Source organism: Paenisporosarcina quisquiliarum (assembly GCF_027563315.1).
Classification (GTDB): Bacteria; Bacillota; Bacilli; order Bacillales_A; family Planococcaceae; genus Paenisporosarcina; species Paenisporosarcina quisquiliarum.
The window spans coordinates 253,574-271,445 of sequence record NZ_JAMKBJ010000001.1; the positions used below are offsets into that span (position 1 = coordinate 253,574).

Annotated in this window: 13 protein-coding genes; 10 read left to right on the plus strand and 3 right to left on the minus strand. The window is 37.6% G+C overall.

Annotated elements, in window-relative coordinates:
* Positions 1-15: 15 nt before the first annotated feature.
* The 9 genes from M9R32_RS01290 to M9R32_RS01330 all read left to right on the plus strand — a co-directional run bounded on the left by M9R32_RS01290 (position 16) and on the right by M9R32_RS01330 (position 14,649).
* Positions 16-1,152 (plus strand): THUMP domain-containing class I SAM-dependent RNA methyltransferase, encoded by a 1,137-nt coding sequence (locus tag M9R32_RS01290; protein ID WP_269924929.1) that lies wholly within the window; start codon positions 16-18, stop codon positions 1,150-1,152.
* A 57-nt stretch (positions 1,153-1,209) separates the two neighbouring features.
* The gene (locus M9R32_RS01295; protein ID WP_269924930.1) at positions 1,210-3,123 is read left to right on the plus strand and encodes an ATP-dependent DNA helicase; all 1,914 of its coding nucleotides are present in this window, start codon (positions 1,210-1,212) and stop codon (positions 3,121-3,123) included.
* Positions 3,124-3,230: 107 nt separating this feature from the next.
* Entirely contained in the window at positions 3,231-4,736 is a 1,506-nt protein-coding gene (locus M9R32_RS01300; RefSeq protein ID WP_269924931.1) for a carboxypeptidase M32, read from the plus strand.
* A 26-nt stretch (positions 4,737-4,762) separates the two neighbouring features.
* Positions 4,763-5,506: a metallophosphoesterase family protein gene (locus M9R32_RS01305; RefSeq protein ID WP_272508242.1), complete on the plus strand. Its 744-nt coding sequence runs from the start codon at positions 4,763-4,765 to the stop codon at positions 5,504-5,506.
* Between the two features lie 837 nt (positions 5,507-6,343).
* On the plus strand, positions 6,344-10,678 hold the full coding sequence (locus M9R32_RS01310; protein ID WP_269924932.1) for a S8 family peptidase: 4,335 nt from the start codon (positions 6,344-6,346) through the stop codon (positions 10,676-10,678).
* A 199-nt stretch (positions 10,679-10,877) separates the two neighbouring features.
* Complete coding sequence (locus M9R32_RS01315; protein WP_269924933.1) at positions 10,878-12,068, plus strand: DHH family phosphoesterase; 1,191 nt, start codon at positions 10,878-10,880, stop codon at positions 12,066-12,068.
* Between the two features lie 73 nt (positions 12,069-12,141).
* A complete protein-coding gene (locus tag M9R32_RS01320; RefSeq protein ID WP_269924934.1) occupies positions 12,142-12,936 on the plus strand; it encodes a VLRF1 family aeRF1-type release factor in 795 nt (264 codons plus the stop codon).
* Between the two features lie 563 nt (positions 12,937-13,499).
* Positions 13,500-14,021, plus strand: a complete 522-nt coding sequence (locus M9R32_RS01325) for a sigma-70 family RNA polymerase sigma factor (RefSeq protein WP_269925110.1) — start codon at positions 13,500-13,502, stop codon at positions 14,019-14,021.
* Positions 14,014-14,649 carry a hypothetical protein gene (locus tag M9R32_RS01330; RefSeq protein ID WP_269924935.1) on the plus strand — a complete coding sequence of 212 codons (636 nt, stop codon included), beginning with the start codon at positions 14,014-14,016 and terminating at the stop codon, positions 14,647-14,649. Before M9R32_RS01325 ends, M9R32_RS01330 begins: the two co-directional genes overlap by 8 nt.
* A 77-nt stretch (positions 14,650-14,726) precedes the next feature.
* Here M9R32_RS01330 and M9R32_RS01335 read toward each other — a convergent pair whose 3' ends face one another.
* From M9R32_RS01335 to M9R32_RS01345, 3 genes are all read right to left on the minus strand, one after another.
* Positions 14,727-15,530, minus strand: coding sequence for an EcsC family protein (locus M9R32_RS01335; protein ID WP_269924936.1), 804 nt, complete (start codon positions 15,528-15,530; stop codon positions 14,727-14,729).
* 146 nt (positions 15,531-15,676) lie between these two features.
* Positions 15,677-16,357, minus strand: a complete 681-nt coding sequence (locus M9R32_RS01340; protein ID WP_269925111.1) for an amino acid ABC transporter permease — start codon at positions 16,355-16,357, stop codon at positions 15,677-15,679.
* An 18-nt stretch (positions 16,358-16,375) separates the two neighbouring features.
* Positions 16,376-17,221 carry a transporter substrate-binding domain-containing protein gene (locus tag M9R32_RS01345; protein WP_269924937.1) on the minus strand — a complete coding sequence of 282 codons (846 nt, stop codon included), beginning with the start codon at positions 17,219-17,221 and terminating at the stop codon, positions 16,376-16,378.
* Between the two features lie 191 nt (positions 17,222-17,412).
* Here M9R32_RS01345 and M9R32_RS01350 point away from each other — a divergent pair, with 191 nt between their 5' ends.
* Entirely contained in the window at positions 17,413-17,802 is a 390-nt protein-coding gene (locus tag M9R32_RS01350; protein WP_269924938.1) for a cytochrome-c oxidase, read from the plus strand.
* Positions 17,803-17,872: the final 70 nt, after the last annotated feature.

Below are 17,872 nucleotides of genomic sequence, written 5' to 3' on the forward strand. Positions count from 1 at the left end.
AGAAAGGATGAGAAGATGACGACTCATCGATTAGTAGCAACATCAGCAATGGGGTTAGAGTCCATTGTGGCAGATGAAGTAAAAAAATTGGGCTATCAAACGCAAACTGAAAATGGAAAAATATATTTTGAAGGTGACGAGTTAGCAATTGCCCGTGCCAATATGTGGTTGCGAGTTGCAGACCGTGTCAAAATAATTGCTGGTGACTTCAGAGCAACTACATTTGATCAATTGTTCGAACAAACTAAAGCGATTCCTTGGGAAAAATATTTACCAGTGGATGCGGCTTTTCCTGTTCAAGGGAAATCAGTTAAATCAAAATTATTCAGTGTTCCTGACTGTCAGGCAATTGTCAAAAAAGCGATTGTCGAACGTTTGAAATTGGCTCATAAACGAATTGGCTTTTTGGACGAATCCGGTGCAACATTCAAGATTGAAGTGAGTATACTTAAAGATGTGGTTAAACTAAGCATTGATACAAGTGGTGTCGGATTACATAAACGGGGTTATCGATTAGAGCAAGGGGAAGCTCCATTAAAAGAAACATTGGCTGCTGCTTTGGTCTATATATCGAAATGGAATCCAAATCGTCCATTTGTCGACCCGTTCTGTGGTTCAGGAACAATTCCGATTGAAGCGGCAATGATTGGACAAAACTTAGCTCCGGGGTATAATCGAAGTTTTATAAGTGAAGACTGGCCATGGATGTCAGAAAAAATCTGGGAAGACGTTCGCTTGGAAGCAGAAGAATTAGCAAACTATGACCAGCCACTCGATATCACTGGTTCAGATATAGATGGGAAAATGATTGACCTTGCAAAAAACAATGCGATTGAAGCAGGCTTTGCTGATTTGATTAACTTTAAACAACGACAATTAAGAGATTTTACCACTTCGTCCAAGGACGGTGTGATGATTGGAAACCCTCCTTATGGTGAACGTATCGGGGAAAAAGAAACCATCGAAGACATGATTCAGGATATGGGACGTATAATGGATAGTTACCCGTCTTGGTCTGTTTATATGTTGTCATCAATGGCAGACTTTGAAACGTTATACGGACGCAAAGCGACAAAAAAACGCAAATTATTTAACGGTTTTATTGAAACGAATTATTATCAATATTGGGGTATAAAATTACCTCGTGAATAGCACCCAAAACGGATAGGTCAACCTATCCGTTTTCTTATCGTTTGAAAGGGGATCACTATGAAACAAACATTACCATTTGCACTAACGAAAGACCGCTCATTTTTTGAATCACTAGGTGATTGGATGGGCGACGTACTTTATGATGAACTGCCTGAAAAAGGATTCGAATGTCGTGATGAGCAGATTTATATGGCCTATCAGATTGAAAAATCTTTAAAAAATAAAAATGTTTTGTTTGCCGAAGCTGGCGTAGGAACAGGTAAGACAATTGCATATTTACTTCCGGCAATTTCCTATGCGCGTTACACAGGGAAACCTGCGTTAATTTCCTGTGCAGATGAAACATTGATTGATCAGCTTGTGAAAAAAGAAGGCGATATTCAAAAGTTACAAGATTCACTAGGATGGAACATTGATGTCCGACTGGCAAAATCTCGTGATCAATATTTATGTCTAAAGAGACTGGAACATGAACAAAAAACGAATGATGAAGATTTCCTGGAACAAATTGAAGATGGGATTCCTGATTTTGTTTACGGTCATCAGTCGCTTCAATCCGTATTTCCGTATGGCGAACGCAGTGCTTTCTCAGACGTCAGTGACGAGGATTGGCAAAAAGTAAATTATCATCCCATCCAACAATGCGCTGTATGTGATATTCGAAACCGATGTGGTCAGACAATTCACCGCCAAAACTATCGTGAAGCTGGTGATTTGATTATTTGTTCACATGATTTCCTAATGGAACATATTTGGACAAAAGAATCACGTGTACGTGAAGGTCAAATGCCTTTATTGCCTGATGTTTCAATGATTGTATTAGATGAAGGACACTTGCTAGAATTCGCAGCGCAACGTGCATTGACATATGAAGTACAGAGTCAGACGCTAGTGTCATTGATTGACCGCGTTGCACAGGACGGAGTTCGAGAAAAAACATTACAACTTCTTGAAAGATTACAGGACTTACATGATGATTTCTTTAAAGAATTGCTGACTCACGCCTATGGTGAAGCAGGGGAGCGTCTCCATATTGATAAAACCGATCGAGTTTTAGAAATAGGTCAACAGCTTGTCAAATTAGTAGAACAAATCCTTGAGGAATTCGTATTTGAATCAGAGCTTTATACGATTGATGAATATGATCTTCGTATGGTTGAAGAATACTTGGAACAATATGTATTTTCACTCCAATTATTTGTTCAAAATGGAGATGCTGTCGACTGGTTGGAAGAAAAAGATGGTCTTGAGACATTAGTGATTATGCCACGACTCGTTACTGATATTTTGAATGAAAAATTATTTACTAATAAATTGCCTGTAGTCTTTTCTTCAGCAACTTTATCTGTGAATAAAGACTTTACCTATATTTCGGATGCTTTGGGCATCGATCAATATCATTCATTCAGTGTACCGTCACCATTTGATTATGATCAAGTAATGCGGATTTTCGGGCATTCTGTCGAAAATGCTATATCCAAAGCTCAAAGAGCACGAGAATTACTCTTACAATCAAAAGAACCCACTTTAATATTATTCAAGTCGAAAACGGATATGGTGAATTTTGAAAATACCCTCTCAGTTGAAGAAAGAATGGGCATTGTTTTTGAAGGGGAAAGAGAATTATCATCAATCGTGCGCGATTTCCAGGCAGGACATATCTCGACATTATGTTCATACCATTTATGGGAAGGGCTTGATTTGCCTGCAGAAGCATTAACACGTGTGATTATTTTTGATTTACCATTCCCTCCGCATGATCCACTATTTGATGCGAAGCGAAAATTCTCAAATGATCCATTTGCTGAAGTAGAATTGCCGTTTATGTTATTGCGTCTTCAACAAGGAATTGGCCGTCTCATCCGGACATCAGCCGATCATGGATCCATCCACTTGTTATTGAATGAAGATGAAAAGCAATTGAGTACAGAGTTCACACACATACTTCCAGTAGGAATCTCTTGGATTTAAATTGAAAGGCCATTCTGAGGAATGGTCTTTTTTCTTTGCGGAATTAAAGAACTTTTCTGTCATTATGGTAAAATAAGTGAGATGTTTGAATTGTTAAGGGGGATGACATGGAAACGACAGAGAGATTTATAGACTATGTAAAAAAAATGCAAGCTTATTCGGAAGCAATTGGCCTGATGTATTGGGATTTGCGCACAGGTGCACCGAGAAAAGGTGTCAACCAACGTTCTGAAGTAATAGGTACACTGTCTTCAGAAGTATTTGCGATGCAAACGTCAGATGAACTGGCTGCTATGCTTGAAGAAATTGAAAAGAATTTGGAAACATTAGATCCTATTACAAAAGAAACGTACAAAAAAGTGAAAAAAGACTATGAAATGAGCAAAAAAATCCCTGCGAATGAATACAAAGCATTTGTTATTCTAACTTCTAAATCAGAATCAGCGTGGGAAGAAGCAAAAGAAAAATCGGACTTTAAGATGTTCTATCCGTATTTGAAAGAAATCGTAGAGACGACAAAAAGATTCGTTTCATATTGGGGCGTAAAGGATAACAATCCTTACAATACGCTACTTGATGAATATGAACCAGGAATGACGACTGAAATATTGGATGAAGTATTTGGCGAATTAAGAAACCGAATTGTGCCATTGGCGAAAAAGATCGCAGATTCTCCTAATCAACCGACAACTGATTTCTTATTCAAGACGTTCCCGAAAGATAAACAAAAACAATTCAGCTTGGATATTTTAAAGCAATTGGGCTATGACTTCGAAGCAGGACGCTTGGATGAAACGGTACATCCTTTTGCAACTGGTTTGAACCGTGGAGATGTCCGCATTACAACAAAATATGATGAGAATGATTTCCGTTCAGCCATATTTGGCACGATCCATGAATGTGGGCATGCATTATATGAACAAAATATTTCAGAGGAACTCGAAGGACTTCCTTTAGCAGGTGGTACCTCAATGGGAATTCATGAATCCCAATCCCTGTTTTATGAAAACTTTGTTGGACGTAATGAAAAGTTTTGGGAGCACAATTATGCCAGGCTACAAGCGTATGCGCCAGAACAATTTGGCCATATTCCAGTTGAAGATTTCCTGGCTGCAATTAATGAATCCAAGTCTTCTCTTATCCGAATAGAGGCGGATGAGTTAACCTACCCATTGCATATCATGATTCGCTATGAAATTGAAAAAGGATTGTTCAATGGCGACATGAAAGTGGAGGATCTTCCTCAAATTTGGAACGATAAGTATGAAGAATATTTAGGAGTAAGACCTTCCAATGATGCAGAAGGAATTTTACAGGATGTTCACTGGGCTGGAGGGGCATTTGGTTACTTCCCATCATACGCACTCGGTTATATGTATGCTTCGCAATTAAAAGCAGCAATGTTGAAAGATTTGCCAAACTTTGATGAACTATGTGCTACAGGTGATTTAGAACCGGTTAAAACATGGCTGACTGAAAAAGTGCATCGTCACGGGAGTATGAAGAAGCCATTGGAAATTCTAACGGAAGCTACAGGTGAAGGTTTGAACGCAACATATCTTGCTGAATATTTGGAAGAAAAGTATACACGTTTATATAAATTGAATTCATAAGTAAGCTTGTGAAGGAGAGTATTATAATGAAAATCGCAATATTATCAGATATACATGGAAATATGCCTGCCTTGGAAGCGGTTTTTGAGGATATCCGTCTCCGAAATATTGCTGAAATTGTTTGCATTGGCGATCTTGTCGGTAAAGGTCCAGAACCAGCAGAAGTCATTGAATTTGTTAAAGAACATTGTGATGTGGTCATTCGTGGAAATTGGGATGAATTTATTTTGAATGAATCAGAGCACCATTCCATACAGTGGCAACAAAGCTTTTTGAGTGAAGATAACAAAAACTATTTAAAACAACTTCCATTCAGTTATGAATTTATGCTCGGAGATAAGTTCATTCGCTGTGTTCATGCTTCTCCACGTTCGGCACATGAACGAATCACACCTTTTCAACCACTGGAAAAGCAAGAAACATTGTTTGAAAACAGTGATGTAACGATGAATATTTGTGGGGAACGAACGCCGGATTATTATATTTACGGAGATATCCATTATGCCTGTATTAAACCTATCGACGGAAAAGGAATATTGGTCAATGTAGGGAGTGTCGGCAATCCTCTGGATATTCCTGAAGCCTCGTACGGAATTATCGAGCATGTTGGCAACAGTGTCAGTGTGCAACTTGTACGAGTACCATACGATAAGGAAGCGGTATTGCAAAAAGCAAAGGATCTTGGAATGCCGAACATAGATGTGTATGAAGCAGAGATTATGGATTGTATATATAGAGGTCAACCAAAGAAAGAAGCTCAGGCAACTTGAGCTTCTTTTTTTGTTGGGTTGGTAAAGGGTTTATAGAGATAAAAGTGGGATAATCAGTTGCGACCAATCTAGACTTTTCACCAACATCATGACATAAAAAACGGGATGAGGGATTAACAAAGGCACTTTTTAAGTAGCTTATTTTATTTTAGGACGTGTACACAGTAGAAATTTTTAAAACCAATAAATTATCAATTATTGTTTAGGTGGTACTTTAGACATAAATAAAAATAAAATTTTAATAAAAATATACTTTTATAGGGTAGTTGATTTCTTTTAATAAGAAATTCAATATTTTGTTAAAACCTCATGATAAACTTGAAAATATAGCCATTTATTTCACAAGAAAATGGAAATGACAGTGGCTTATTATAGTTCAAAAGTCATTCTTTATTAAAATTCAAAATAATATACTTATTGCCCTATTATGCATGAAATTAGGATATTTTACTTATTTTTAAGATTTTTTATACAGAAAGTCGAGTTTGGATAATCTTCTCTTAAACATCAAATTCAATCCTAGCATGATGTCATAGAATTTTATTGCTTTCTCATCAATTCTTGAAATATATCATTATACCTAACATCAAATAGGTACTAAATATCAATTCTCAAAACGAAGAATATTAGCGACAAATTATGACAAATAAACTACTTTCATTCTTTTATAGTTTGATTAACAACTAGAGCTTCACGATCGACACCACTGATACTGTTTGCCTAAATGATTAGGGAAAGGGGGCCATGGGTGTTTTTATTTGGTCATTTTTGTGGGAGTGTAAATTGCAATCCGCTTTACGAAAGGCAAGAAAGGAAGATTAAAAGGGAGGAAAGAAGATGACGAAGAAAAATAGTTCTAAAAAATCTTTCAACATTGCTGTTTCTTTACTCATGACCTTGTCTCTAATCGCACCTGGAGTCGCGAGTTCCGAAACAACTAGTAAACTGCACCAGTCGCTAAATAATTCGAACTTGAATACCATCGAAAAAGTGAGCGAACGTTTGCTATCGAATTTTAAAGAAGATGAGAAGGTTACCTTCTTAATAAAATTCAAAGAAAAAGCGGATACGCAAAAAGTGGTCGAAGAGGCTAAGAAAAGTTCTCAAAAAGCGAAATTATCTTCTAAAAAATCATTAATGATCCAGCGTTCTGCTTTAGTGTCTGAACTAAAAGCGACTTCCCTTCAGGAACAGCAAAAAGTAAAACATTATCTTGAGCAAGAAGCTGCTAAAGGCAATGTTGAAGATATCCATTCGTATTATATTGTAAACGGGATGGCTGTTACAGCAACGAAAGAAGTAGCAGAAAAAGTAGCTACTTTTGCGGAAGTTGAAAAAGTGCTGCCGAATGAAATGCGCCAACTTTTTACAACAAAAACGAAAGAAGCTGTGGCGCCTAAATCTGAAGTTGCCAATATTGAATGGAATATTCAGCGTGTTAAGGCTCCCGATGTTTGGGCAATGGGAATTGATGGAGCCGGAACGGTTGTAGCAAGTATTGATACTGGGGTTCAATGGAATCATCCAGCATTAAAAGAAAAATATCGTGGTTATAATGCTTTGACGGGTCAGGCAAATCATGATTTCAACTGGTTTGACGCAAAAGCTGGTCAAGTCACACCATATGATGACTTAGATCATGGTACACATGTGACAGGGACAATGGTAGGTAGTGAACCAAATGGATCCAATCAAGTTGGAGTAGCACCTGGTGCGAAATTTATTTCTGTTAAAGCATTTGCTGCAAATGGCGGGTCAGATGTCGACCTTCTAGAAGCGGCAGAATGGATATTAGCCCCAACAGATTCTGAAGGGAATGCCCGTGTTGATATGGCTCCAGATGTTGTCAATAACTCTTGGGGTGGTGGTCCAGGTCTTGACGAATGGTATCGTGATGTAGTCAACAACTGGCGTGCAGCAGAAATTTTCCCTGAATTTTCTGCAGGAAACACAACGGCAACAAATCCAGGTGGTCCAGGTTCGGTTGCATCACCTGCAAACTATCCTGAATCATTTGCAACAGGTGCAACTGATATTAACAACTCAGTAGCTAATTTTTCTTTACGAGGACCTTCTCCTTATGCTGAAATCAAACCAGATATCTCAGCCCCAGGAGTAAATATCCGTTCTTCTGTACCTGGAGGTGGCTATGAAGGCGGTTGGAATGGAACATCGATGTCTGGTCCAGCTATATCCGGGGTTGCAGCATTGTTGCGCCAAGTGAACGCTAACTTAACCGTTGAAGAAATGGAACAAATTTTACTTGAAACAGCAATCCCCTTAACTGACTCGCAATATCCACAAACACCGAATCACGGGTATGGTTATGGTTTAGTGGATGCGTATGAAGCGGTGTCTTCAATCATGAACGGTATTGGGAAAATTGGTGGACAAGTTACGAAGCATGGGGAAGACGAAGAAGCTCCAGTCTTTGAACATAGTTCTCCAATCGAAACGTATGAAGGAATGGATCTGGACTTGACGGTAACAGTAACAGATAACATCAGCGTTTCATCTGTTGAATTAAGTTATTTGGATGGAAACAATGAATGGCAAACTATGCCGGCATCACGAATTTCTGGTGACTACAAAGTTGGTGAATACGCTGTTACGATTCCTGGAACTTCAGTAACAGGTGGATCATTTATTTATAAATGGATCATCAATGATTTCGGAAACAACGTTGTCAATAGTGAAGAATATATGGTTGAAGTGAAACCTGGTATTACGGTTGGTTACTTCGAAAATTTTGAAAATGCTACAATTGGCTGGACTTCATTCGGTGAAATGAACAGCTGGGAGTGGGGAGTTCCAACGTCCGGGCCAGGAAATGCCGTTTCTGGAGAAAAAGTTTATGCAACAAATTTAGAAGGTAAGTATGACAATAACATGAACGCAACACTCGTTCTCCCACCAGTTGATCTGCCAGAAGGTAAATCGTATCTGCAGTTCAAACACTGGCATAGTTTTGAACAATCTTCATCAGGAAGAGCCTGGGATTATGGTCATGTGTTTGTATCAACAGATAAACAAGAGTGGACACAATTAAAAATGTTCCAAGGAGAATCAGGAGCATGGTTAGATGGGCAAGTAGATTTGTCAGCCTATAGTGGTCAACGTGTTTACTTGGCATTTCATGCATTCTCCGATGGCAGTGTTGTAAGAGACGGCTGGTATATCGATGATGTGTCTTTAACCGATACTGCCCAAACTGAGAATCTTTCAAATGATAATAAAGGCAACATTGGTCTAGGTTTAATCAAAGATGTTGACAAGGAAGCAATGAAAGAAGCGATTGATCCAACAAAAATCAGACCTTTAATGCCTCTAAAAGAAGAAATGCCAGTTTCGGAGTCACCGATACATCCGACTTTATTGCCTGTTGGTGCACAAGTCAGTGTGCTTGAATCGGGACGTTCAGTATATACAAATCCTGCAGATGGCACATATTCAATGACGCATGTTCCTGGTACATTCACAGTGAAAGCAGAAGCTTATGGATACCATACCAATCAACAGACGGTGACAATTGAAGCTGACGCAACAGCACAAGCGAATTTCATTTTGGATGAAATTGCACAAAACACGATAAGTGGAATAATCACGGACGAATCGACAGGAGAAGCAATCGAAGGGGCAACACTTCTACTTGTAGAAGATGCCAATATCACGCCTGTTGAAACAGATCCATCAGGTCACTACAGCATCACAGCCTATGAAGGAAGTTATACTCTTAAAGTAATTGCACGCGGTTACCATAGTAAAGATGTTTCCGTAACAATCGGTGCAGACGCACTTGAATTAAATCTTGCACTTGAACCGTTCTACACTTATCCAGGTGGTGAAATTGGTTATGATGATGGAACAGCAGAAAATGCACGCGCATTCAATGCTGCGGGTAATGCTTGGGCCGTGAAAATGTCTCTTCCTGAAGGGAAAGAAAATGGCATTGTTACTGATGGCGTATTCCGTTTCTGGGACACTGAGTGGCCAGTACCAGGTGGAACAGCATTTGCAGTAGAAGTTTGGGATGCTTCTGGTCCTGAAGGAGCTCCAGGTAAAAAACTCACAGAGTCAATCAATGCAACTGCTTTACGCAACGGAGAATGGACAGTAGTTGACTTAACCGAACATAACATCGTTGTAAACGGTGACTTCTATATGGTTTACAGACAAACATTTGCAAATCCAAACACGCCAGGACTTGCTACTGATGAAAATGGAATAAATGCTGAAAGAAGTTACCAATCTGTTTCAGGTACTTGGACAGCTTCTCCAGCAACGGAAGGAAACTATATGATCCGTGCCCGTGTTAGTTATGAAGTAAGTGTACCAGTCATAACATCACCAACTTCTGATATAGCAACGAATAATTCAGCAATTACTATTGAAGGTAGTGCATCACCAACCACAACAATTCAATTGAGAAACAATGGTGATGTTACAGGTTCTGTAGTGGTAGGAAATGATGGTACATTTGCCATTCAAACAGAATTGAATGAAGGATTGAATGTATTTACAGCAGTTTCATCTCTTGAGGGTAGAGTAACGGGTGAATCGTCTCCGGTATCTGTTATCTTGGACACAGTGCAACCAAATCTAACGATCGACAGCCCGAAAAACGAAGATAAAACAAATCGGGAGTCGGTTACAGTAGAAGGTAGTGTCGAAGATGCCAACCTTGATTGGGTGAAAGTAAACGGTCAAATTGCAGAGGTCGTAAACGGTAAATATTCAAAACGTATACTTTTGGACACTGGTGCAAATGAAATTACTGTTGTAGCAAGAGATAAAGCAAACAACACCATGTCGAAAACAGTGACAGTGCATGCTAAATATATTGCACCTGTCATTACAAACTTAAAACCAGATCAAGATCTCAATCTTAAAAATGGCAAAACAGTCAAAGTCGAATTTGATAGTGAACCTGGATTAAGATCAACTTTTGTCATCCATATGCCTTTAACAAATATGGGCGGACAACTTCAAAACGCGACAGAATTGCCAATGATAGAGGAAGCGAGTGGCCATTATGTTGGTTATTATACGGTTCCAAAAGGTACAGTAGCAAATGGTGCCGTAATTGAAGTAAAAGCAGTCGATAGCTTTAACAATGAAACTCGTCAGACGGCAAAAGGTAAACTGTATCTGAACATTAAAGGTATGAAATAACTACAATTCTAAGCAAAAGATACCAAAGAGAAGGTGACAATCTCCTTGGTATTTTTTTTGTCGTTATTTGATTTTGTGTTTCCATTTCAAACATACTGCACACCAAGAATAAAACCATTGGTCATGTTTGTTTATATACACAATCAAAATATCAATAATTTTTGGCTTTTTATCCATACTATCAGTTGAGGTGAATCAATTGTATAAACTTTTGTCGCACAACGATTTAGATGGAGTTGGATGTGGGATTCTTGCAAAACTAGCCTTTGGAAAGCAAGTGAAGGTCAGATATAATTCGGTGTCGAGTCTTGATCGTGAAGTAATTTGGTATTTAGAAAATGATGACAAAAACACATTTCTATTTATTACGGACCTATCTGTAAATAAAGAAAATGAGCAAAAGCTGAATGATTTTTATCAAACTTCTGGAAATGTCCAACTTATCGATCATCATAAAACATCTCTTCACTTCAATGAATATGAATGGGGACACGTACTGGTTGAAGATGACCAAGGAAAATTAACTTCCGCAACTTCACTGTTTTATCATTACCTTGTCTCTCAACAATTATTGGAATCCAAAGAAGCTATTTCAGAGTTTGTCGAGCTTGTTAGACAGTATGATACATGGGAATGGGAGAAAAATGAAAACTTTGATGCACAGCGGTTAAATGCGCTCTTTTATTTAATTTCAATAGAGGAATTCGAAGAAAAAATGATTGAACGGCTTAAGCTGGGTAATCACTTCAATTTTGATGAATTCGAAAAGAAACTATTGGACATGGAAGAAAACAAAATCGAACGCTATATAAAACGTAAGAAAAAAGAAATTGTGCAAGCCAAAATCGGAGAATACTTGGCAGGTGTTGTGTATGCAGAATCCTATCATTCAGAACTCGGAAATGAACTGGGCAAAGCATATCCACATCTTGATTACATCGTAATTTTAAATATGGGCGGCAAGAGAGTGGGTTACCGAACCGTGCATGACCATGTAGACGTATCAGAAATTGCAGGAAAATACGGTGGTGGTGGACATGCAAAAGCATCAGGCAGTTCATTAACTGATGCCGCATACAAACAGTTTGTGACAAATACGTTTCAGTTGGATCCAATTCGAGAAGATGCACAACGTAACCGATATAATTTGAAAAAATCATCATTCGGATCTCTTTATAAAAACATTATGGAAGAGACATTCTTCATTCATTCAATCAGTGATCAAGAATGGAAAATCGATCATAATAACCTCACATTAGACCAGAAATTTGGAAGCTTTGATGAAGTGGAGAATTTCTTAAAAAGAAATTATGCGGCATGGTTAGTTAGAGATGATACTTTTGTTGCTTACTTAATGAATCATGCAACAAGAGTTAAGAAAAATGAATAGCGGAAAGTATAGTAAATTTTAGACTCTCTGGGCATCATATTACGTAGAGAATAACAAGGAGGTTGTATAATTTATGGGATTAAGTAAAGAAATCCAGGCATTAAAGGATTATCGGAGTGGTGACCGTAACGTACTGAGCGTTTATTTAAATACAAATCCAGGCGATCCAGATCAATTGAATGGCGGATGGAAAATACATTTAAAGAATGGCTTGAAGGATATTGAAAAGAGTTTAACGGCTTCTGAAAAAGATACTGAACTTAAGTATTTCAAGGAAACAAAGAAAAAAGTAATGGATGAAATTGATAATAACAAAGATGACCTTCACAAAGGGGCAGTTATTTTCGCCTCGGAAAATCCACCATTATGGTCCGTTCACTATGTCCAAGTCCCTGTAAAATCGGGATTCCACTGGGAAGATCGACCAGTTGTTGAACAGTTTGAATATATGTACAAAGCATATCCAGACGCAGGAATAATTTTACCAAGTTTCGGTGAAGTCCGTATTTTGGATACATCGATGGGATTTGTCAAAGAGGATATGGTATATAGTTTTGACCCGAACCTGGAAGTATGGGGTGAGGAAAAAAATATGGACCCTACAGGCCCTCATAAAATTGGGAGCAGTAAAGTTGATTTGATTGAGTCCCGACTAAAAGAGAATTTACAAAGATTCTTTAAAGGAATGGGTGCTAACGTAGAAAAAATGAAGAAAGAAAGAGGCTGGAAAGAAATCCATGTCGCTGGTGAAACGGAATTGGCGATTGCTTTCGCAGAAACCTTGCGTGAAAAACCAGCTAGCTGTATATATAAAAATTTGAATAACAGCAAACCGCATATCATCATTAACCAAGTTTTGGAGAAATGATACATTGACGACGATATTAAAAGTTAAATATGCAGAAAAAATGTTGTGAGATTTTCCAATGAAATTAAAAAATAAAAACTAATCACTTACTCATTGAGTCCAAATGAAAAAGTACACTTCGTATATAAGAGTCGCCCTAATTCGATTTATCGAGATAGGGTGGCTTTTCTTTTTTTAAGGCTGTAAAACAATTTGTACGCTTCCCGTCTGAGGTCCCCGTGAGTAACAGGATACTGGGCACGAAGAAGTTACACTAAACCGCATATTGCGACCAGTAACCTTAGGAAAAAACTTTTATGCGACGAGTAACCGCAGGAGCAGATTTTTCCCAGACATTCACTAGCTAATGTATTAAAATGATCGGAGAATTAGTTCAAAGCTTTTGTATAAAAAAGTATTTAATTTAGGCGCTGTCTTCTATAAATTTCAAATTGATACGGTCGTACCCAAAAGTAGCATCTTAGGTTTGAAAGATGTTTCTTGATAAAAAATTAATAAATTAAAGCCAAATGAATATTTTGAGCGTCTAATAAGTGTAAGGAAGTTAAGAGGGGGTGGTTCAGATTATTAAGTTAGTGAAAAAAGCAATAAAAGGTGATGAAAAAGCATTTTTAGTATTGTTTCAAGAATACGAACATGATATTTACAGAACAGCTTTTATCTATGTGAAAAATGAGAGTGATGCACTTGATGTTGTACAGGAAACAGCCTATCGCTCATTCAAATATATTAAAAATCTTAAAGAACCAAAATATTTTAAAACGTGGTTAATAAAGATTGCGATTAGTTGTTCTCTCGATCATCTCCATAAACAAAAAAATGTAATGCAAATGAAACCAGAATTTGAGGAGTTAATTTCAGGTGATACAAATGATGATATTATTTTAACAATGACTTTGCAAGATTTAATAGATCAATTAAATGAAGATGAAAAAAGTGTAATAATCCTAAGATTTTACCATGATTTAACCATTAAAGAGGTCTCGGAATCATTGGAGATTCCCCTAGGCACAGCAAAAACTGTTTTATATCGAGCATTAGAGAAGCTTCGGAAGGTTATGAAAGGGGATGGTAGGTATGAGTAATAAAGTTAAAGAAGAAATAAACAAAATTGTAATCCCTGAAGAACTTAGAGAAAGAAGTAAACTAGGCGTTTCAAAGGCAAAAATAGAAATGGGTAAATCAAAACGCAGATGGTCTTTTGTTATAGCACCTGTCATCGCCGCAGCAATGGCTTTGTTAATTTTAACACCTAACTTTTTCACAAATAACACTCCGGAAAACCCTGTTGTAAGAAATATTAATGCAGATTCCGTTATTGATACATCCGATCCTAAACAAGTTGTAGGCTTTTCTGACAATGTTTTCCTAGGTAAAGTAATTAAAAGAATTGGTACCAAAAACCTTGGTAATTATCCTGAAACACAATTTGAAGTTGAGGTTTTAGATAATATTAAGGGAGAAGTAAAAGGGACGATAATAGTAAATCAAGCAGGTGGATTTGAAGGAGATGAGTTGTTCTTAATGGAAGGCGACAAACAACTTATAGATGGGAAAACCTATCTATTTGCTACAAAATATTTACCTGACGAAGATTGGCACACTGTAGTTCCGGTTGGTGGTGATATTCCATACAACAACGAAGAAGAGAAGGCAGAGTTAATCGTGAAATACAAAAAGGCTTTCAAAGAAGAAATTCCTTTTGAATTCTAACAGACAGAAAACCGTTTGGATAATCCAAGCGGTTTACTGTCTATTTTTAAGGCTATCTTTACTGAATTTGATAAAAGCTAATTTTCACTTTCTGAATTAAGCCTTTCAATAATTCTTCTTTTCCTGTAGAGCATTTTTCCGGCTTCTGCTATATCGTTTATGGCCGATCGATTAATAAATGCCCCAAAGATGAGACCGGCAATGGGGATTATTTGAAATAACTTTTTCCAGCCAAATTGGTCACGATAAGAGAAAACTACTTCACGCCATCCTTGGAGTTCTGAAAGTACTTCTCTTTTTAAAGAATCATCTTGATTGTCGAATTGCGATAATTGATCAAGAATGGCTTGTTTTCCAACAATATCTGCGGACACGAACTGAAGGCATTTCACAATAAACAAACGTTCTTCTTTGTCATTAGGATTGTATCCATAGCAAATAGCGATATCTTGAAGGGTTTTTAATTGTAATCCCAATAAGAGCGGGATATCAATTGATAATGTGAAAATACCCCCTATACCAGTACTGGCACCTTGTATTGTCGCAAATCGCTTTCGGTTAATGGTTAATTTATCTGTTGCTTGATCCATTGAGACCAATGGAAGTTTTGCCACTTCATTTAAGGTTGTTACTTCTTCACCAGGAAAATAAGAAGGGAGTGACGATACAGTACTTAAATAGCTCCCGCCAGTTTGAACATATTTGCCGAGTTCATCTAACAGTGATCCGATTTTATTTTGAATGAAGATTGGGGTCCATTTATCAATAAACTTAAACGGCCAGCGTCCAATTTTTTCCCAGAACCAAAGATCACTCTGGCATTTTTCCCAAACTTCCACTTTTTTTAATTCTTCTTGCAACCAACTAGTAGAATCTGTCATGCTATACTCGCCTCTTTCATGAATACTAATTAATACGGCATAGGTAATCGAAAAGTTTCATTTGAAAATAGGGGATAATTACAGTAAGTCCAATAAAAAAATCAACCACTCAAAACAATGGTTGATTTTCTTGATAAAATTTATCACTAAAGATATTTCGCATAGCGTTTTTCCAAATAGTTTTGTAAAACCGCCATGATAGAACAAATCGCCCAATACATGAGTGCAACGAGAATTAGTAATGTAAGTAAATCAAATTCACGAGCACCCACAATTCGTGCTTTTTGGAACATCTCAGGAACGGTAATCATTGCAGCCAAAGATGAAGCTTTGATTAAATCCATTAATACATTGGATAGAGGTGGTATTGCAATTCTCACAGATTGCGGAAGAATAATTCTTCTCATGGACTGCCAATAAGTGAGGCCGAGTGCTCTCGATGATTCCCATTGTCCGCTGTCTACAGAAGCAAGTGATGACCTGAAAATCTCTGCCATGTAAGCTGCACTATTCAAACTGAACCCTATCAGAGCAGCTTGCACCGCGGTGAATTCTACGCCAATGACTGGGAAACCGAAGTAAAGCAAAAATAAAATGACCAGAATGGGGACGCCTCTCATAAAGGATATATAAAGTCGTGCTGGCCATTGCAAAATCGGTAAGGTAGAAGTACGTGCCAATGAAAGAAAGAAGCCAATAAATAATCCCACTCCCATGCTTACAAGTGCAAGTAAGAGCGTGTGCGTTAAACCGCCTAGAACATATGGGAAGGAATCTATAGCTAGTTGGGGGTCAAATAATAGTCCCCATTCAATTTCATTCATTATCATTTCCCCCTAAGCAATTTACTCGATGTCTGCTGGTTTTGAAACGTCTGCGCCATTAAAGAATTTAGCTGACAATTTGGCAATTGTACCGTCCTCTAACATTTCTTCAATTACACCATTTATATTCTCTGCAAGTTCTTTATTTTCTTTGTTCATAACAAATCCAACTTCAGAAGGGCTGTACTTAATGTCTGGATGTATCGTGATATTTAAATCAGGAAACGCTGCGACTCCTAGAGATGACAGATAGAAATCATTTAAGATGACATCTGTACGTCCGATGGATACATCACGCAAATAAACTTCGTTTGATGCATTATCGTACGTTACTTCTTCCGCACCGTACTCACGAGCCATTTGCATATAAACTGAAGTGGATGCACCAGCCGCTTTTTTACCTTTTAAATCTTCTAACGTTTTGATACCAGATAGATCATCTTTGCGAACGACTGCTATCCCATATGAATGTTTAAATGGTGTTGAGAAATTGAATTTATCTTTTCGTTCTTCTGTAATTTCAATATCATTTGCGGCAAGATCGACTTGACCAGTACTGACACTTGTCAACATTTCATCAAAACCGAGTTCCTTAAATTCAATTTCAAGATTAAGACGTTTTGCGGCTTCACGAACGACTTCAACTTCAAAACCAGTTAATTCATCGGTTTCTTCATCGTGATAAGAAGTGGTTAATAGAGTACCTGAAGTGGCAACTGTCAGTTTACCTTCTTCTTGGATTGTATCCCAAGCTGTTGGTGATTTGGCTGATTCTTTTGCTTCATCGTTTCCACATGCAGTCAAAAATAGCATCGAAGCCAAGCCGATATATATTGACAACCTTTTTTTCTTCATAAAATTAGTCATAAAAAGCCTCCTTAAATTGTAATCCGCTTAAAAACATACCACTGAAATATGAATTGGGGCAACCTTTTACTTTCTATTAACAGAAGTAAGAATTCTTAGATTATTAAATACGTAATGAATACTCTTAACCAATTAAAAATACATTAAATCAAAGAGTTTTATCTTTAATTTAAGAAAGGAGAGCGTGTGGCGTGGGGATTACCTTTATCAAGATTTCTGTTGTTTACTTTTCCATAGGTGTCATACTGGGCATGTATATGTCCATGGGGCATGAGTACACATTGACAGGCGTTCATGTTCATATCAATTTGTTAGGATGGGCTTCATTTGCATTAGCGGGACTCATTTATTATTTATTTCCTAAAGCAGGGAATCACGTACTTGCCAAGATTCATTTTTGGGCTTCCAATATCGGACTACCTTTCATGATGATTGGACTGACTACTCTTTTACTAAGTGGTAACGAGCAGGCGATTCCAATTATTTCGATCGGTGCAACTCTAGTAGTAATTAGTGTGATACTGTTTACCATCAATGTATTATTGAACGTAAAGTTTCCTGTCATAACAGTGAAACAGTAAGAGAACAAACAAAAGACCGGTGCGGATATTTCCGTAACCGGTCTTTTGCCATGTTATATCCCTAAATAAT